Annotated in this window: 16 protein-coding genes; all 16 read left to right on the top strand. The window is 34.7% G+C overall.

Translation table 11 applies throughout. The features are described 5' to 3' along the window. The first annotated feature begins 11 nt into the window (after positions 1-11). The 16 genes from GQ46_RS05285 (at position 12) to GQ46_RS05210 (ending at position 18,708) form a co-directional block, all read left to right on the top strand. Positions 12-1,403, top strand: a complete 1,392-nt coding sequence (locus tag GQ46_RS05285; protein ID WP_044398998.1) for a UDP-glycosyltransferase — start codon at positions 12-14, stop codon at positions 1,401-1,403. A 1-nt stretch (position 1,404) separates the two neighbouring features. Further along, complete coding sequence (locus tag GQ46_RS05280; RefSeq protein WP_044398997.1) at positions 1,405-2,835, top strand: MBOAT family protein; 1,431 nt, start codon at positions 1,405-1,407, stop codon at positions 2,833-2,835. Continuing rightward, the gene (locus GQ46_RS05275) at positions 2,836-3,711 is read left to right on the top strand and encodes a hypothetical protein (protein ID WP_044398995.1); all 876 of its coding nucleotides are present in this window, start codon (positions 2,836-2,838) and stop codon (positions 3,709-3,711) included. A 76-nt stretch (positions 3,712-3,787) separates the two neighbouring features. Then, positions 3,788-4,939 carry a glycosyltransferase family 4 protein gene (locus GQ46_RS05270; protein ID WP_044398993.1) on the top strand — a complete coding sequence of 384 codons (1,152 nt, stop codon included), beginning with the start codon at positions 3,788-3,790 and terminating at the stop codon, positions 4,937-4,939. A 3-nt stretch (positions 4,940-4,942) separates the two neighbouring features. Further along, positions 4,943-5,902 carry a hypothetical protein gene (locus tag GQ46_RS05265; protein ID WP_044398992.1) on the top strand — a complete coding sequence of 320 codons (960 nt, stop codon included), beginning with the start codon at positions 4,943-4,945 and terminating at the stop codon, positions 5,900-5,902. Then, positions 5,902-7,458 carry a glycosyltransferase family 2 protein gene (locus GQ46_RS05260; RefSeq protein WP_052503410.1) on the top strand — a complete coding sequence of 519 codons (1,557 nt, stop codon included), beginning with the start codon at positions 5,902-5,904 and terminating at the stop codon, positions 7,456-7,458. Before GQ46_RS05265 ends, GQ46_RS05260 begins: the two co-directional genes overlap by 1 nt. Beyond that, positions 7,451-8,491 carry an exostosin family protein gene (locus GQ46_RS05255; RefSeq protein WP_044398990.1) on the top strand — a complete coding sequence of 347 codons (1,041 nt, stop codon included), beginning with the start codon at positions 7,451-7,453 and terminating at the stop codon, positions 8,489-8,491. Before GQ46_RS05260 ends, GQ46_RS05255 begins: the two co-directional genes overlap by 8 nt. Beyond that, positions 8,484-9,482: a glycosyltransferase family 2 protein gene (locus GQ46_RS05250; RefSeq protein WP_082041711.1), complete on the top strand. Its 999-nt coding sequence runs from the start codon at positions 8,484-8,486 to the stop codon at positions 9,480-9,482. Before GQ46_RS05255 ends, GQ46_RS05250 begins: the two co-directional genes overlap by 8 nt. A gap of 10 nt (positions 9,483-9,492) precedes the next feature. Beyond that, a complete protein-coding gene (locus GQ46_RS05245) occupies positions 9,493-10,044 on the top strand; it encodes a serine O-acetyltransferase (protein WP_044398988.1) in 552 nt (183 codons plus the stop codon). Then, positions 10,044-11,162, top strand: a complete 1,119-nt coding sequence (locus GQ46_RS05240; RefSeq protein WP_044398986.1) for a glycosyltransferase family 4 protein — start codon at positions 10,044-10,046, stop codon at positions 11,160-11,162. Before GQ46_RS05245 ends, GQ46_RS05240 begins: the two co-directional genes overlap by 1 nt. A gap of 73 nt (positions 11,163-11,235) precedes the next feature. Then, the gene (locus tag GQ46_RS05235) at positions 11,236-12,384 is read left to right on the top strand and encodes a glycosyltransferase family 4 protein (protein ID WP_231567325.1); all 1,149 of its coding nucleotides are present in this window, start codon (positions 11,236-11,238) and stop codon (positions 12,382-12,384) included. A gap of 63 nt (positions 12,385-12,447) precedes the next feature. Beyond that, a complete protein-coding gene (locus GQ46_RS05230; RefSeq protein WP_197077336.1) occupies positions 12,448-13,722 on the top strand; it encodes an O-antigen ligase family protein in 1,275 nt (424 codons plus the stop codon). Beyond that, a complete protein-coding gene (locus tag GQ46_RS05225; RefSeq protein WP_044398981.1) occupies positions 13,706-14,644 on the top strand; it encodes a glycosyltransferase family 2 protein in 939 nt (312 codons plus the stop codon). The genes GQ46_RS05230 and GQ46_RS05225 overlap by 17 nt, the downstream gene beginning before the upstream one ends. Continuing rightward, on the top strand, positions 14,645-16,237 hold the full coding sequence (locus tag GQ46_RS05220; RefSeq protein ID WP_044398979.1) for a hypothetical protein: 1,593 nt from the start codon (positions 14,645-14,647) through the stop codon (positions 16,235-16,237). A gap of 8 nt (positions 16,238-16,245) precedes the next feature. Continuing rightward, positions 16,246-17,256, top strand: coding sequence for a glycosyltransferase family 4 protein (locus GQ46_RS05215; protein ID WP_044398977.1), 1,011 nt, complete (start codon positions 16,246-16,248; stop codon positions 17,254-17,256). A gap of 60 nt (positions 17,257-17,316) precedes the next feature. Beyond that, positions 17,317-18,708 carry a sugar transferase gene (locus GQ46_RS05210; protein WP_044398975.1) on the top strand — a complete coding sequence of 464 codons (1,392 nt, stop codon included), beginning with the start codon at positions 17,317-17,319 and terminating at the stop codon, positions 18,706-18,708. Positions 18,709-18,759: the final 51 nt, after the last annotated feature.

Here is an 18,759-nt window from a genome sequence, read left to right as displayed (position 1 = left end):
AGGAAATAAATATGAAAAAAAAAGTATTTGTTTTTTTTCCTGATGGCGTAGGGTTGAGAAACTTTGCCTTTACTGATTTTAAAGCGATTGGTGAGCACATGGGCTTTGATATTACCTATTGGAACAATACAGTTTTTTCTTTAAAAGAAGAGTTGGGCTTTCAGGAGGTTAAGATTGAAGACCATAGCAGTCATAAACTATTACCCATTTTCTCCAGAGCCCGAAAACGTGCGGAGCTCAATGTGTCCCGTGATAAATTTAATGATTCGGTCTACCCAACCTATAAGTTCCCATTTAGTTATAAGGGTTTAAAAAATACGTTTAAAAGTGTTTATACAAAACTGCTTATTGGTTTGTATTCCTCAGAAGTTGGCGTGGTTAAACTTCGTAAAAAAATTAACGCCTTAGAGCGCTCGACTTCTAAATACGCGTATTGTAAAGCACAATTAGAACAGCATAAACCAGACTTAATATTCTGTACAACGCAACGTGCAACACAAGCAATTAGTGCCTTATTAGCGGCTAAAGATTTAGGTATTCCAACCGTTGCTTTTGTCTATTCTTGGGATAATGTCCCTAAAGCCATGCAAGTGGTGGAAACCGATTACTATTTTGTTTGGAGTGATTTAATGAAAGTTGAGGTTTTGAAATATTATCCTTATGTAAAGGACGAACAGGTTATAGTCACAGGAACACCACAATTTGAACCGCATTTTGATAACAGTTTAAAACAATCGCGAGCAGCCTTTTTTAAAGCATATAATCTGGATGAAAATAAGAAATACATTTGTTTTTCTGGAGATGATGAAACCACATCGCCCTTAGACCAATACTATTTAGAAGATCTGGCAAATGCGGTTAGACGCCTTAATGCAAAAGGTGAAAATCTGGGTATTATTTACCGTAAATGCCCTGTCGATTTTACAAAGCGCTATGATGCGGTTATAGCCGCAAATAAAGACCTTATTGAAGTTATCGATCCCATTTGGAAACCTGTTGGTGATCAATGGAATCAAGTTTTACCAGCAAAAGAAGATTTTAAATTACTGTATAATGTTTGCGAGCACAGTGAATTTGTGACCAACGTCTGTTCCTCTACCGTGTTCGATTTCGTGGCCCATAAAAAGCCATGTATTTACTATAAATATGAACAACCACAATTAAAAAAAGGGATTCGTGATATCGGTCAAAATTACAACTATGTGCATTTTAGATCGATGCCTAGTCAGGACGCAGCTGTTTTTTGTACAGATAAAAAAGACTTAGAAGCCATTATTAAGAATATTTTAGAAGGCAAAACCTCTAATGTTGAAGAGGGCTTAAAATGGTTTGAAATAGTTGCAGGGAAATCACCTACAAGGGCATCCAAAAATATTTGGGAAGCAATCAAAAAGATACTCTAAGATGCTTTTTAATTCACTTCTTTTTCTAGGCTTTTTGCCTGTAGTTTTTTTACTGTATTGGTTTGTTTTTAAAAAAACTTTAAAAATTCAAAATCTATTTTTACTTATAGTTAGTTATGTGTTTTATGGCTGGTGGGATTACAGATTTTTAAGTTTAATACTATTTAGTACTCTTGTAGATTTCTTTGTCGCAAAACAATTAGCAAATACAGAAGGTCCTAAATCAAGAAAAAGAATTCTGGCGGTTAGTTTGATCACTAATTTAGGGCTTTTAGGTTTTTTTAAATATTATAATTTTTTTATTGAAAGTTGGGTGGAGGGCTGGAGCGCGATAGGTGTCACTATGCAAACATCGACTTTGAATATTATACTACCTGTGGGCATTTCATTCTATACCTTTCAAACCTTAAGTTATACCATCGATGTTTACAGAAAACAGCTTCAGCCTACTTCTAATTTTATAGATTTTTCTGCCTTTGTGGCTTTTTTTCCTCAATTGGTAGCAGGTCCCATAGAAAGAGCCAACCACTTACTACCTCAATTTCAAAGCAAAAGAACATTTAATTTAGAACGTGCCAAATCTGGACTGCATTTAATTGTTTGGGGATTATTAAAAAAAGTGGTCATAGCCGACTCCTGTGCCATTTATGTGAATAGTATTTTTTCAAATTATGAAAGTGCCAGTGCAATGACCTTGATATTGGGTGCTGTGTATTTTGCTTTTCAAATCTATGGTGATTTTTCAGGATATTCCGATATGGCCATAGGGATTTCGAGATTGTTTGGATTTGATTTGATGATTAACTTTAATTACCCCTATTTTTCAAGAAATATTGGAGAGTTTTGGAGACGTTGGCATATTTCACTTTCTACTTGGTTTAGAGATTACTTATATATTCCTCTAGGGGGGTCTAGAGGTAGTAAAAAAAGACAAGTACTAAATGTATTCATTATCTTTCTAGTCAGTGGATTTTGGCATGGAGCAAACTGGACTTTTGTTGTTTGGGGATTTTTAAATGCTCTGTATTTCTTACCATCGTTGTTAGCTAAAACAAACAGAAGACATACTTCAAATATAAAAATCAACAATTTTAAATCTGGAGTTATAATAGCATTTCAAATTATGATAACGTTTGTGCTCACCTGTATTGCTTGGGTTTTTTTTAGAGCAGATACAGTCATGGAGGCCTTTAATTATTTATATAGAATTACCAGATTAAATTTCAAAATCGAATATTTAAGTATAGATCGTTATGCTCCCGAATTAGTATTGCTACTGTTAGGGTTTATTAGTGTAGAATGGTTTTCTAGATTTAAGCAAGAACCAATTTCGGGTAAACATAGTTTGGTTAAACTAACGATTTGTATTCTTGTTATTTTTGTTTTGGGTAGCTTTTCAAATCCCCAGGATTTTATATATTTTCAATTTTAGATGAAACAATTTTTTAAATACATACTATTTGTCTTGGTGTTAAGCCTTATTAGTTTAAAACTATTAGACATATTATATTCAAAAGTATATGCACAAGGTGCACGAACAAAATTTCAATATTTTAGAACGTATGCAAACAAGAAAGTAGATTATATACTTCTTGGGTCATCCAGAGTTGAAAACATAATAAACCCTGAGATCTTGGATTCTATAACAGGAAAAACAACCATTAATTTAGGTGTCCAAAGTGCACGATTAAAAGATATTTTCATGTTTTTAAAAGCCATAGAAGATTACAAAGTAGCACATGAAAAAATATTTATTCAATTAGATTATAATTATAATTTGCCTGATGCCTATTCTTTTTTTTTAAATAATCAATTATTACCCTTCAAAGATGAAAGTAGGGCTGTAGAAGACTATCTGAGTGAATGCGATAATAATTTCATGCTGGATAATTTTCCTTTTTTAAGATTCACTTTATACGATCAAAAGTTAGGTGTGAGAGAATTATTTGCGAATAGTATTGATAAAAAATCTATGGTTTCTAAGTACAATGGTTTTATGCCAAATCCTGGCACTAATTTTAAAAGCACATATAATTTGCCTTCAGAAATTATAGCAGAAAACAAGTTATTTCAAGAGATATTGGAATATATTAAAACTAAAAACCTTAATGTTGGTTTCTTTTCTTCTCCTATGCGGCCAGACACACAAAATTTAAAGTATTTTAGTCTTCTTAAAGAAAAGGTTCCAGATTTAAAAGATTACTCAGGAGCAGTAAAAGATCCAATATTATTTAGAGATAATTTACATTTAAATGATAAAGGCGCTGCGGTATTCAGTTTAATTTTTGCTAATGATAATAATCTATAAAGAATTAAATTTAAAATACATTTTAGTATCTTTTTAAAAAAATATTAGCCAAATAATAAACAATTAAATCTATCTAGTGCATATAGCTTTTATAACACCAGAATATCCACACCCTAATATAAAGTATGCTGCAGGGATAGCTACCAGTATAAAAAATCTGGCGATTGCTTTAGTGCAAAAAGGTGTAAAAGTAACAGTGTTTACATATCATCAAGAACGAGATGTTGTTTTTGAGGATTCAGGAGTCGTCATTCATTCTATTCAAAAGAAAAGTTATGAATTGTTTACTTGGTTTAAATACCGGAAGTACTTACAAAACTATATAAATACTATTATTAAAAAAGAAACTATTGATTTGTTAGAAGCACCAGATTGGACAGGTGTCACAGCTTTTATGCGCTTTCGAGTGCCTTTAGTGATTCGGTTTCATGGCAGTGATGCTTATTTTTGTAAATTAGATAACCGAAGACAGAAGTTTAAAAATTTTGTCTTCGAAAAAATAGCGTTAAAAGGGGGCCAAGCTTATATTGCACCAACCACCTTTGCAGGTGCAGAAACCCAAAAAATTTTTGGACTAAATATAAACAAGATTAAAACCATTCACCACGGGCTACAATTGGAACGTTTTGTGAATGAAACGCCTCAGGATTTTGAGGTCAATACTATTTTATACATTGGTACGATTATTAGAAAAAAAGGGGTTTTAGAATTGGCTCAAATTTTTAATACAGTATTAGAAACCAATTCAAAAGCGAAGCTGGTATTAATAGGAGGGGATGCGCCAGATATTAAAACCGGAAGTGATTCAACTTATAAATTAATGGAAAAACTGTTTTCTGATAAAGCAAAACCGAAGGTAAACTACCTGGGTAAGATTCCCTATTCAGAAGTAAAATCACACATAAAGAAAGCACAGGTTTGTGTCTTTCCTTCCTTTGCCGAAACCTTGGGTATGGTTACCATAGAGTCTATGGCGCTCCAAAAACCAGTCGTTAATACAAATATGGGTTGGGCTCAAGAATTAATAGATGATGGCGTGAATGGCTATTTAGTGCATCCTGCAGATATTGAGGGATATGCCAAAAGAATCACCATGCTTTTAAATGATGTAAAATTGTGTGCCAGTATTGGCAAAGCCGCACGAAAAAAAGTAGAAACCACCTTTGATATTGAGAAACAGGTAGGTAAGAACATAGACTTTTATAGAGCTGTACTATCAAAAGCATAAGCATTGAGCCGATTCAAAAACATAAAAAAAACTTTTGGTAAACGTATTAAACGTTTAAAATTGTTAGCTTTTCATAGTCAACAATTCAGTTTTAAAAGCAATCCTAAAAAACGAATCATTATTTGCTTTAACGGCGTTGTACCTCATGGTGGCTTGGTCGATAGACTGAAAGGTATAATCTCATTTTATGATATTGCTAAAATCTTGGATTATGAGTTTTTTATTCAGTTTGATACGCCTTTTAGGTTAGCGGTGTTTTTAGAACCTAATCAAGTACAATGGCAAATGAACAGAGCGGCTATTAAGTACCATCCACTAAAAACAAAAATTTTATACCTGGTCAATGACTTTGAGTGTCATCCGTTACAAATAATTAAGGACTCTAAGGCCGACACCTTTCTTGTTTATGCGAACATTGATTATTCGAATACGCTATATCCAGAATGGACCACGCAAGAGAAGGAAGCGCATTGGCGTAAGAACTTCAATATGGTGTTTAAAAAATCAGCACTGCTAAACAGTAAATTAAAGGCTGTAGAAAATGAAAAATATATTGCTTTTCATACCCGATTCACCAGCTTAATGGGTGATTTTAAGGATACGACGGCGTTGGTATTAGATGGTAAACAACAGAATGTACTACTAGAGCAGCTACAGCAAAAAATAAAGCCTATTTTAGAAGACACGCATTATAAATGTTATGCTTTTTCAGATAGTATTCGTTTTTTAGAAACGATTAAACAAAGAGAATCCGTGTATTTGGTGGAAGGTAATCCCTTTCATATGGATAACTTTGGTGGTGACACGCCAATTCAAGGGCACTTAAAAACGCTTTTAGATTTTTTTATGCTCTCTGAAAGTGAGTCTATTTATTTTTTGAAATGTGGTAAAATGTACCACAGTAGTTTTTCAAAATATGCAGCCATTGTAGGGAATATACCGTTTAAAATGATTACAGATTAATGATGTTTATAGTGTTACATAATGACGGAGTGGTATCTTCAATTTTAGATGAAGCACTTGAGCCTGTGTCACTTTTTGATACTGGTAATCCAGTGCCAATAACCTTAAAAACGATAGCGCAAACAAACAGAAAGACTTTGGTGGTTTGGTGTCATGAACATTTAAAGGAGCACGTGAATAGTGAAGCTTTTGAGACTATTTTTCACCACGAACGCATTTTTGCCTCTTATAATCCATCAACCACTGACTATTTACCCAAACAGCTTGGCTATGTTGAACGCTCGTTTTTTTTGAAGGTAAATAAAACAGTAACCTATCCCACCTGGTTGATGAGTAGCCATATTGGCGGATTAAATACCGAAGTACTCCGCAATTTAACAAGACACTTAAACCATAATGAATCCTTTGACTACTTTTTGCTCTCATTAGCAAAACGTGCCATGGTAGAAGGTCTGTTTTGTTATTCTGAGCATAAACTATTGACTTCAAAACCTACAGAAGTCATTACAACGCCGCAAGCGTCGAAACAAGAACTCTTTAAGTTTGTAAGACAACATTACAAGTGGGTTTGGGTAATTTTCTTAGCTTGGTGTTATGCCATATTTGAGCGCAAGACTTCTGTGTTTAGTGTTTTGAAGTGTGTTTTCTACAAACGATTAAAAACCGATTTTAATTTAGAAACAATTGCAATACAATCCACTAAAAGGGAAATTGAAAACAAATCCATTGATGTTATTATTCCAACGATAGGTAGAAAAAAATACTTGTACGATGTGCTACAGGATTTGGCTAAACAAACCCATTTGCCTAAAAACGTGATTATTGTAGAACAGAATCCACAATCCAATGCAGTGTCAGAATTAGACTATCTATTAACAGAAATCTGGCCATTTACTATTAAGCATACCTTCACCCACCAACCAGGGGTTTGTAATGCCAGAAATATCGCATTATCCCAAGTGGAAAGTGAATGGACACTTTTAGGAGATGACGACAATAGATTTAAGTCCAACTTAATTGAATCACTATTTAAAGCTATCGAAAAGTATGGCGTAACAGTTGCATCTACCGTTTATTTGCAATCGCATGAAGCCCAAACCTTTTTCAAGACTGCACAAACCAGTATTTTTGGATCAGGAAATTCAATTATTAAATCTGAATTAATACAGAAAACAGCTTTTAATTTAAACTATGAATTCAATTATGGTGAGGATTCCGATTTCGGGATGCAATTGCGCCATTTAGGCGAAGATGTTATTTTTTTAGCCGATGTAAGTATTACACATCTTAAAGCTCCAATGGGGGGTTATAGAACTAAAATTAAACAGCAATGGGAGGATGCAGCGATTCAGCCAAAACCATCACCCACCATTCAATTATTATATCAAACCTATTTTACGAAGCAGCAACTTTTAGGCTATAAATTATTACTATTTTTAAAGTTGTTAAAGGCTAACGGCTTTAAAAACCCAATCGCATTTAAGAAACGATTTAAAAAACAATGGCAACAAAGTGTGCTTTGGAGTCAAAAGCTAAAACAACAACAACATGCTTAAACTGTATACCGATACTCAGTTTTTAACCGAAACGCATCGTAAGGAAGTGTTTCCGTTGTTGTTTGATCTGCATTTCAAACCCGATGAGCGGCTAGCACACTATTATGAAGTAGTGGAAAGTATTGCAGCCTGTGATATTATCGTGATGCCCATTGATTACACTCGTTTTATAAAACACAAAAAGGCGTTCGATGCCCTTTTAAAGGCTTCAAAAACAAATCACAAACCCTTATGGATCTATACAGCAGGCGATTTTGGGTTTACTAATTATATAAAAAACAGTTATACCTTTAGATTGGGTGGTTTTGACAGTACGTTGAGTGACACGAATTTTATTATGCCCGCTTTTATAAACGATCCTTATGTAGCACAAATGCCAAACTCTTTTTCTGTTTTAAAGAAAACAAAGAAGCCTTCTATTGGATTTGTTGGGCATGCTCAATCGGGATTTTTAAAGTATTTAAAAGAAGGCGTAGGTCACTTAAAAGTTGGTGTAATAAGGGCATTACATAGGGTGTTGGTAGACGCGCAAGTCTTTTATCCGTCAAGTGTAAAGCGTGCAGGGTATCTATCGGCTTTATTAAAAGATAATCGCATAGACTCCCATTTTATCTTAAGAAACAAGTATCGTGCTGGCGTGACTTCTGAAGCGGAAAAGCAAAAATCAATGATTGAGTTTTACGAGAATATCTTTAACAATGCCTATACTTTTTGCAGTCGTGGCGTGGGTAATTTTTCTGTCCGTTTTTATGAAACCTTAGCCATGGGGCGTATTCCTATTTTGTTAAATACAGATTGTCGCTTACCATTACATACCACTATCGATTGGAAAACCCATTGTGTGATTATTGAGGAAGCTGAGGTTCATAAAATGCCAGCGCATATTTTAGCCTTTCATGAGGCTTTATCATCTGCCGATTTTGAAAACATTCAGCATAACAATCGTGAAATCTGGAAAACCAAGTTGATGCGGCATGCTTATTTTATTGCAATTCATGATGTATTTATTGCTAAATTAGAAGTTCATGAGTAAACCCTTTACATTGATTGTTTGTACCTATATGCGCCCGCAACCGGTGTTGCAATTGTTGCATTCGGTGACTAGTCAAACATTTTACCCCAACGAGATACTCATTATTGATGGCTCTACCACTACTGAAACGGAAAACATTTTAGCTGAAAATCAGTTTAAAAATCTAAAGTACTTTAAAGTGTCTGCTGAAGACCGTGGACTAACCAAACAACGGAATTTTGGAATAAGTAAAGTTGAGGAGTCATCTGAAATCGTTTGTTTTTTAGATGATGATATTGTGTTGTCGCCAAGTTATTTTGAACAGTTGCTAGGCACCTATGACACACATCCAAAGACATTAGCTGTTGGGGGCTATATTACCAATGAAGTCCAATGGGAGAAGACGGATGGCTTACAAGATCCTTCGAAATTTTATTATGATGGCTGGATGCGAAGTGAGCCCTTACGTTTTAAAATACGTTCTAAATTGGCTTTGCAACCCAATGCAGCACCAGGAATAATGCCTGATTTTTCACACGGAAGGCCTGTGAGTTTTTTACCGCCTTCAGGGAAAGTTTATAACATTGAACTTCTAATGGGTGGTGCTTCATCCTACAGGGTAGAAATCTTTAAAACGCTTCGTTTTGCAACGTATTTTGAAGGGTATGGCTTATACGAAGATGCTGATTTCTCGTTAAGATTAACAAAAATGGGGGACATCTATTTAAATACTAATGCGCAATTGGTGCATAATCATGACACTTTAGGGAGACCCAATCAGTTTCATTATGGCAAAATGGTACTAAGAAACGGTTGGTATGTATGGCGGGTGAAATATCCAAAACCTAGCTTGAAAGCACGGGTTAAATGGCATGGGACAGCATTCTTGTTAACCGCCATCCGCATTATAAATGGGTTGACTTCAAAGAAAAAGAAAGAAGCGCTTACCGAAAGTTTGGGTAGAGTCGTAGGATGGTTATCTTTAGTTTTTAATCCACCAAAAGTTAAATAATAGTTTAGTAATGAATTTGTTTTCACTTATCGCATCAGATTATAAAAGATACAAGACTTATGGGGGTCATTTTTTTTCCATTTTCTTTTTTACGCAAGGCTTTTGGGCGGTATTTCAATACAGAATCGCTCATTGGTGTTATAAATTAAGAATTCCAGTTGTAAAACATATAGTTCTAGTTTTATGCTTGATTTGGCAAAAACTAATTGAAATTTTAACCGGTATTTCTATACCTTATTCGGTAACAATAGGGCATTCCTTTTATATCGGGCATTTTGGAGGCATTATCCTAAATGCAAAAAGTAGTGTTGGTAATCATTGTAATATCTCACAAGGGGTTACCATTGGCGTTAGTGGTCGGGATGATAAACGAGGGGTTCCCAGTATAGGAAATAATGTATATATTGGCGCGAATGCGGTTATAGCAGGAAAAATAAGCATTGGCGATGATTGTCTTATTGGAGCAAACTCTTTAGTAGTCGATTCGTTTGAAGGCGGTGTGACACTGCTTGGTGTTCCTGCTAAAGTTATTAATACGAATTCTTCAAAAGGCTACATATAATGAAGTTTCTGGTCATAACTAATGCCCCTACATTAACACAAAACGGACAACTTTGTGCCTATGCACCTTACGTTATAGAAATGGATGTTTGGACAAAATATGTTAAGGAGTTTAAAGTGGTCTCTCCTAACCAGTATGCTCAAGAGTTATTAACGCTACCTTTTAAAAAGCAACCAGAATTGGTGGCTATTTCTAGTTTGCAGTTTAGCACTGTTAACCAATTCTTGTTGAGCTTGTTAAAAATTCCGATGGTACTTTTTAAACTGTATAAAGCCATGTTGTGGGCCGATCATATTCATTTACGATGTCCAGGAAACATAGGCTTGTTAGGCTGTGTGGTACAGCTGTTTTTCCCTAAGAAACCCAAAACTGCAAAATATGCGGGAAACTGGGATCCGGGCGCTCAGCAACCCTTAAGTTACCGTATTCAAAAGTGGTTATTGAGTAACACAACACTCACTAAAAACATGCAGGTTTTGGTCTATGGCGATTGGCCGAATAAAACGAAGAATATTAAACCTTTTTTTACCGCGACCTATGGAAAGGATGAAATTGAAACGCGTACGATACGAGACTACATTATTGTTTTAAAGTTTGTTTTCGTAGGGAGTTTGGTCAAAGGAAAACGACCACTATTAGCGATTCAAATCGTTGAAGAACTGCATAAACAAGGAAAATCCGTGTCCTTAGAGTTATTTGGCGATGGCCCCTTAAGACCAGCATTAGAACAGTACATCCATGAAAACAATCTGGGTGCTTTTGTGATAGTTAATGGGAATCAAACCAAAGCAGTGGTCAAGCAAGCCCTAAAGGAAGCACATTTCTCTATATTACCTTCAAAATCTGAAGGCTGGCCCAAAGCCATTGCAGAAGCCATGTTTTTTGGTGCCATACCCATTGTTACAAAAATCTCATGTGTGCCCTATATGTTGGATTATGGAAAAAGAGGTTTATTAATCGAACCAAAATTAGAAGCGGCAGTAGCTCAAATTAGCAAAGCGATAGAGAATGTAGGAGATTTAGAATTGATGTCTGAGGCTGCTTTAGAGTGGTCACAGGCGTATACATTAGATGTGTTTGAACATGAAGTTGTTAAGCTTTTGAATAGTGAAAAGTGAATAGTGAAAAGTGAATAGTGAATAGTGAATAGTGAATAGTGAAAAGTGAAAAGTGAAAAGTGAAGGGTGAAAAGTGAAACGGCATAAATTAGATATAAACAACCAACAACCAACAACCAACAACCAACAACCAAAAACAAATAGTACCTTGAGAGTTTTACAATTAATAGATTCATTACATACTGGAGGAGCAGAACGCGTGGCCGTTAATATTGCTAATGCTTTGGCCTCGCAGATTACTGCGTCTTATTTGTGTGCGACTCGTGAAGAGGGGTTGTTAAAAGAAAGTATTGCTAAAGACGTTGGTTATTTATTTTTAAGCAAGAAAAAAGCAATCGACCTTAAAGCGATTAGCACCTTGAGCAACTATATCAAATCAAATAAAATTGAAATTATTCATGCCCATTCTACCTCTTTTTTTCTAGCAGTGTTGCTTAAATTAGTTAATAAACGACTAAAAATAGTATGGCATGATCATTATGGCGGTAGTGCGTTTTTAGAAAAACGCCCATTCAAAATATTAAAAATCTGTTCTGGATACTTTTCTCAAATTTTTAGTGTGAATACCGCTTTAGAAGCTTGGGCGAAGACAAATTTAAAGTGTAAAGAAGTGATGTATTTGTCAAATTTTGCGATCGAAAATGCAAACCAAGCGGTTACCAGTTTAAAGGGGGGCGATGGAAAACGAATCATCCATTTAGCAAACTTAAGACCACAAAAGGATCATTTCACGCTATTGGAGGCTTTTAAAAAAGTAAATTCACTTTATCCAGAATGGAGCTTACACTGTGTAGGGAAAGATTTTGAGGATGCGTATTCTAAAGCCATTCATAATAGAATAAAAGGCTTAAAATTAGAAAAACAAGCGTTTATTTATGGAAGCTTGCCAGACATTTCAAATATTTTGAAACAATCTACAATTGCTGTATTAGCTTCAAAATCGGAAGGGCTGCCTATCGCGTTATTAGAATATGGATTAGCCGGTTTGCCTGTGGTAGTAAGTGATGTTGGAGATTGTAAACGGGTGATTGAAAGTCCGCATTTAGGTCAATTAATTCCTGCTGAAAATGCGTCGCGATTAAGCCAGGCAATAATCAAGTATATTTGCGACTTGGAATCAGCAAAAAAAAAGGGATTACATTTGAAAGGGCATGTAAAGGCTCATTTTTCAGAACGTGTAATAATGAACACCCTCATAGCTCAGTATCAGCAAATTGTATAAATGACCAAAACCGAATACATAAACAAGCGTATAAAACAAGTGTTCAAACCTCTGTATGTAAGGGTGGCAGTACTACTTATGATTGTTTCTTATTTTTATAATCTACCCGTTATAAATTATAGTGTACAGGGCGATAATGAATTACGATTGTTTGATGTTGCAGGACTTTTAGTTCTTTTTATACTGTATAATAATTGGCCCTTAATTTCATTTTATATCCGCTCTAAAGCTTACCTAAAACACATGCATACCTTTATTTTATGGTGTGCTTTTACTTTGATTTTTACCTTATTATTTAGTCTTTTTAAAGGCAGGCCGCTATGGTTTATTAAATCAGTTTTATATTATTACCACATGGTTGTTTTCTTCTATACCGGCGCATTAGTAGCCATGTATTTACGAGACCGATCAAAATATAACTTAGTCGCCTCCATCGTTTTAATATTGGCCATATTGGAAGCTGTACTCGTGTTTTTACAGCATTATGGGTTTGTGCCTTTTCTATGGAACGCAGTTTATAAAGAAGCTTATGGTGGCTTTTTGTCGGGTACCCTGGGCCCTAATAAGATTGTTTTAGGCATGACCATGTTTATCTCTTTAGTTTATGCCATTGGTTTGTTTATGCAGAAACAATTAAAAGTAAATAAAATACTCATTATCACATGCATGGTGACTAGCTTATCCGTTATAGGGATTTCTGGTTCTAGAACCACTTATCTCGCATTAATAGTATTTTCCTGTTATATTTTTATCATGAGAACACGTAAGTTTTTAGCCTTGTCTGTAGTCTTGTCTTTAGCAGTAATCATCGCGTTTTTTTTGAACTTAGAACTTATAGAAACCATTACTACAACGATAGAGAATCGTGTGATTAATAAAGTCTCGGCACCAACATTCATTCCTGGGGAAGATGCAAATGTAGATGTTGGTCAATTGTATGAAGACTTGGGGGCCGGAAGAGATAGACTTGTAGTAATGTATTTGAACTATATTGCTAAAAATCCGTATGTCATCCCAATAGGTATTGGTGTTAATAATAGACTACTAGTTACATCTTCTGCTCACAATATTTACCTCAGTTTAATTAATGAAGTTGGACTCGTTGGTTTATTTATTTATATCAAATGGCTTACGTCTTTTTTATATGTTAAATTTGGAAAAGTAAGTGGACTCAAAAATGTATTAAGTGGCTTAGTGTTTGCCATGATTGTTACCTTATATTTCGGGGAACATTTATACCTTTATAGGTCTGTATTTACTATTTTAGGTTACTTTATACTCATAACAGTATTATTAATCGCGCCTAGATATTATTTTAACAATGCAAAACCAAAATAACATAGCAGTGGTCATTCCTTATTATAATGCATCAAAACACATTGTTGATGTATTAAATAAATTACCCGATTTGGTCACCAAAGTCTATGTTATAGACGATTGTAGTCCAGAGCCTTTTCCTGAGACAGCACTAAATGCATTTAAAAATGTAGAATACCTTAAGAACGAAAAGAATTTAGGTGTAGGTGGTGCTACAAAAACAGGATTTACAAAAGCGATTGCCGATGGCATGGCTATTGTTGTTAAAGTAGATGCCGATGACCAGATGGATACCACTTACATTAAAGATTTAGTAAAACCTTTAATTGAAAATAGAGCGAGTTACGCAAAAGGCAATCGCTTTAGAGATTTTAAAGCCTTGAGAAAAATGCCCTTTTTTAGAAAAGTGGGTAATTTGGGCTTGTCTTTTTTAACTAAAGCCGCTACCGGTTATTGGAATAATTTTGATCCAACCAATGGTTTTTTTGCCATTAAGACAGAGACCTTAAAAGGCTTAGATTTTGAAGCCATAGCCAATCGTTATTACTTTGAAACCTCCCTAATTGCGCAATTGTATTTTCAAGAAGCCGTTATTAAAGATATACCTATGCCAGCTGTTTATAATGGTGAAAAATCCAATATGGTCGTTTGGAAAATGCCGTTTGTTTTTTTGCCTCAATTGATAAAAACCTTCGTAAGTCGTATTTATAAATCCTATTTTGTTTACGATTTTAATATGTCGTCAATCTATATTTTAATTGGATCGCCTTTATTTTTATTCGGATTGATTTATGGCGTATATAACTGGTGGTTCTATTCCAGTCAAGACATTTTTGCGCCAACAGGAACCATCATGCTAGTGACTTTAACCATTATTATTGGCTTTCAGTTGTTATTGCAAGCAATACATTACGATATTACTAAAGCGCCAAAAGCAACGTAAATGCTAAAGAATGAAACCAGACAGCTTATTCTAGTCATTGCAATAAATGTAACGATTGCTTTAGGCTTCTTTATAGGTAATTTGAATGCGAATTACAGTAGTTTGTCTTCTGATATTCAAAACATTATACCAGTAGCGCAAAAGTTCGATAATCCTGAACTATTTAAAAAAGACCTTTACCTAAATACAATCGATAATGTGCGGTATTACACGCCTTTTTATGTGCAATCCTTACGGTTTTTTGGGAAATTCACAAATCAGGATTATGTGCAGTCTGTAAATATTATGAATGGCATCTGTCATCTTTTATTTGGTGTTTTATGGTTTTTTCTTATTTACAAATTTGTATCCAATTTCTGGATCGCCTTACTAATTTCTGTTTTAGTAAGAGGTATTGTCTGGCTGCCAGGCTTCGAAATATGGGGGATTGCAGATCTGTGGACCATGATGCCGAGAACCTTATACATTACTTTTTTTCCTATTCCATTTTTAATTTTGAAACCCTCATTTCTAAGAGTCGTTCTATCTGCTTTTTTAATAGGGTTGGTCTTTAATTTTCATCCCATAACGGGATTAGGCGGGATCTTGCTCTATCTTTCTTTTATTGTCTTATATGTTATAGTCTATAAACAGAAAAGTAAAGTAACGGTTAAAAATAGTCTTGGTGTTTTACTAGCCTTGTTAATAGGGATGTTGCCCTTTATATTAACCTATTTTGGTAAGACATCCAGCAATATTACCTACGATATGAATGCTTTTTCACAAGCGTTTAATGCACGAATTCCAATGTTGTTTTCTGAGCCTATAACTTTTTTAAAGCAATGGGTACATTTTAAAACATTGTTTTATATACTACCTGTAATCCTTTATTACCTGGTATCCCGAAGCCATAAAGAATCGAATAACCGCGCAAAAATCATCATTTTACTCACTGTGATTTTAATCGTCTTACCGTCTATTAGCGTTTATGTAGAAGGTTTCGTTAATCGTATTTTGAACTTGAATTTGAGGCTTTCTTTTCAACTGATTAGAAGTCAAAAAATAGCCATTATCCCATCGTTTTTTGCTATGGCCTATTTGCTTCAGTATTTGCATGAGAAACTAAAAAGTAACTGGTTTTTACCAGTGTTAGTGTCTACCTGTTTTTTAGTGTTATTGGTTTGTAAACGGCCCGTTTTTGATGCAGTTCCATTTGTTGGAGATGATATTTCTAGATTGGTTCTTCCTAATAATTTAAGCTTTGGAAGCCATCTTCCTTCTAAAAAACTAGCGGCAGATGCTATGGCTGAATATATAGAAGAAAATACGCCTCAAGAGGCCCTTTTGTATGGAAGCCATCATTATAGAGGTGCTTCAAGGCGCTCTGTGATATTAGATTCTAAGGGGGCTTCAATGCTTATTGAAGGTAATCCTACGCAGTTTATAGAAGCCAGAGAAAATCAGAAAAAATTAGGCAATGCGCAGACAATAATAGAAAAAATAAAGGTGCTTAAAACTTTAGGTGTAAACTATATTGTGACCAGAAACAAAGCCTATGGGTCTGAATTGACTCCAGTACACACCGAAGGTGATCTTTCACTTTATAAATTATAATTTGTTAAATGAAAAACCTCCTATACATAGGAAACAAGCTCTCGCAAAAAGGAAAAACGGTCACGACCATTGAAACCCTAAGTGCAGCATTGCAAGCAGAAGGGTTTCGGGTAAAATCTGTTTCTAAGCAAACCAATAAAGGATTACGACTATTAGAGATGTTATTTTCTATTTTAAAATATGCTAAAAAAACAGATTATGTTTTAATAGATACGTACAGTACACAAAATTTTTATTATGCCTATTTATGCAGCCAGTTATGTCTTTTGCTAAACTTAAAGTACATTCCAATACTTCATGGTGGGAATCTACCAAATCGTTTAAAAAACAATCCGACATTAAGCGCGGCCATCTTTAAAAATGCGTGGATTAATATTGCACCTTCAGGCTATATAAAGGCGCATTTTGAAGCGTACGGTTTTACTAATATTAAAATCATACCGAATGCAATTAACATAAAAAAATATGAATTTCAGGAACGGAAGTTTGACGGGATAAAGTTACTTTGGGTGCGTTCGTTTTCAAGAATCTATAATCCTAAATTAGCGGTAGAGGTGTTTCATGGTTTAAAATTAAAAGGGGTAGCGGCTACTTTATGTATGGTAGGGCCTGATAATGATGGTAGTTTAGAAGAAACAAAAGACTATGCAAACCGCTTAAATTTAGACGTTACATTCACCGGGAAATTATCAAAAAAAGAATGGGTGGCCTTAGCTAAAAACGAGACTGTTTTTATTAATACGACTAATTTTGATAATATGCCGGTAAGTATTATTGAAGCTATGGCTCTAGGATTACCCGTTATTTCAACTAATGTTGGTGGATTGCCCTTTTTAATTGACGATTATAAAACAGGAATTTTAGTTGAGCCAAATAATGCAGAGGCCTTTGTTAATGCAATAATGCAACTTATAAATAATCCTGAAGAAACTATGTTATTCGTTAAAAACGCCAGACTTAAAGTCCAAGGTTTTGATTGGGCTATTGTTAAAAAGTTATGGATTAACACATTAAGTTAATTTCTTGCCATCCATAGATAACTTACTATCTTTGCGGTGTGAGTAACAACCAAACAAAGTATGTCTAGCTCTAAAATTCATTTTGAAATCTCAGAGCGTAAAATTCTTTTACGTCTTTTTGACTTGCTGTTTATTGGTTTGGCGCTCTATGGATTAAGTCGTATTTCTGGCTTTTATTATTTTAGAATTGATGAAAACAATTGGCGGTGGCTCATTGTTTTAGCCCTCTATATTATGGTTTTTGGAACCATTTTTGAACTATACGATTTACAAAAGTCAAGCAAGTTAGAAACCGTAACAGGAGCTATAATTCTTACGACATCTGTCACCGTTTTAGTGTATTTATTAACGCCTTATTATACGCCGTCTTTACCAGATAATCGTATTCAAATTCTCTATTTTTATCTTGCAATATTATTAGTTTTATTGGTTTGGCGTACCGCCTATATTAACGTTATAGCTTCTCCAAGGTTTTTTAAAAGAGTCTTGTTAGTGGGCGAAACGGAAAATATTGAGGCGATTATTGCGTCCTTAAAACAGGCCGATCCTAATTATCAAATTATTGGTTTTATAAATTGTGAAGAGGAACGGAAGGCCTCTGTTAAATTTAAGGCAATTAAAAAGTTTGAACAAGATGATATTCACAGTATCATCCATACCGAGAATATTAATGAAATTGTTGTTGCCATATATAATTCTGAAGCGATAGCGTCTTCGGTTTATGTAGATTTGATAACTTTATTAGAGCGTGGTTTTACTATTCGTGAATACACACAAGTTTATGAAGAGATGGCCTATCGGGTGCCTGTTCAGTTTATTGGTAAAGATTTTTACAAGTTTTTCCCGTTTAGTAAAAATAATAAAAACAAGCTATATCTCGCTTACAGAAGAATTTTTGATATTTTTTTGTCGCTTATCGGTATGGTGTTAGGTATTCTGGTATTGCCCTTAATCCTAATAGGAAACCTTTTAGCAAATAGGGGCCCTCTTTTATATACCCAGGAACGGGTTGGAAAAAACGGAAAACCATTTACAATATATAAATATAGAAGTATGGTTACGACTGCCGAAGCACAAGGTGCCGTTTGGGCAACAAAGAATGACAGTCGTGTTACTCTGTTTGGACGCTTTTTAAGAACCTCTAGACTTGATGAATTACCACAGCTTATTAACATTTTAAAAGGTGAAATGAGTATCATTGGGCCTAGACCAGAACGCCCAATGTTTGTGAACGAATTATCGCGGATTATCCCATTTTATCACACCAGACATATCGTAAAACCTGGATTAACTGGTTGGGCGCAAGTAAAAGCGCGCTATGGATCTAGCGTGGATGATAGCTTGGTGAAATTACAGTATGATTTATATTATATTAAACACCGTAGTTTTATACTCGATTTTAATATTATAATAAAAACACTGAGTACGGTCATTTTCTTTAGAGGGCAGTAACTTAGTTTACAGTCCTCAATGTTCAATTTTACATCTTCTGTGTTCAGTATT

Source organism: Lacinutrix sp. Hel_I_90, assembly GCF_000934685.1.
In the GTDB taxonomy this organism is placed as follows: domain Bacteria; phylum Bacteroidota; class Bacteroidia; order Flavobacteriales; family Flavobacteriaceae; genus Lacinutrix.
Note: the sequence above shows the minus strand (reverse complement) of the source record. Positions and strands in the feature narration are given on the sequence as shown.

What these genes read in the sequence shown, in the direction of transcription:
- GQ46_RS05220 (WP_044398979.1), top strand. Translation starts at nt 14,645, where the DNA reads ATGCTAAAGAATGAAACCAGACAGCTTATTCTAGTCATTGCAATAAAT.
- GQ46_RS05215 (WP_044398977.1), top strand. Translation starts at nt 16,246, where the DNA reads ATGAAAAACCTCCTATACATAGGAAACAAGCTCTCGCAAAAAGGAAAA.
- GQ46_RS05255 (WP_044398990.1), top strand. Translation starts at nt 7,451, where the DNA reads ATGCTTAAACTGTATACCGATACTCAGTTTTTAACCGAAACGCATCGT.
- GQ46_RS05210 (WP_044398975.1), top strand. Translation starts at nt 17,317, where the DNA reads ATGTCTAGCTCTAAAATTCATTTTGAAATCTCAGAGCGTAAAATTCTT.
- GQ46_RS05245 (WP_044398988.1), top strand. Translation starts at nt 9,493, where the DNA reads ATGAATTTGTTTTCACTTATCGCATCAGATTATAAAAGATACAAGACT.
- GQ46_RS05285 (WP_044398998.1), top strand. Translation starts at nt 12, where the DNA reads ATGAAAAAAAAAGTATTTGTTTTTTTTCCTGATGGCGTAGGGTTGAGA.
- GQ46_RS05225 (WP_044398981.1), top strand. Translation starts at nt 13,706, where the DNA reads ATGCAAAACCAAAATAACATAGCAGTGGTCATTCCTTATTATAATGCA.
- GQ46_RS05260 (WP_052503410.1), top strand. Translation starts at nt 5,902, where the DNA reads ATGATGTTTATAGTGTTACATAATGACGGAGTGGTATCTTCAATTTTA.
- GQ46_RS05275 (WP_044398995.1), top strand. Translation starts at nt 2,836, where the DNA reads ATGAAACAATTTTTTAAATACATACTATTTGTCTTGGTGTTAAGCCTT.
- GQ46_RS05280 (WP_044398997.1), top strand. Translation starts at nt 1,405, where the DNA reads ATGCTTTTTAATTCACTTCTTTTTCTAGGCTTTTTGCCTGTAGTTTTT.
- GQ46_RS05240 (WP_044398986.1), top strand. Translation starts at nt 10,044, where the DNA reads ATGAAGTTTCTGGTCATAACTAATGCCCCTACATTAACACAAAACGGA.
- GQ46_RS05250 (WP_082041711.1), top strand. Translation starts at nt 8,484, where the DNA reads ATGAGTAAACCCTTTACATTGATTGTTTGTACCTATATGCGCCCGCAA.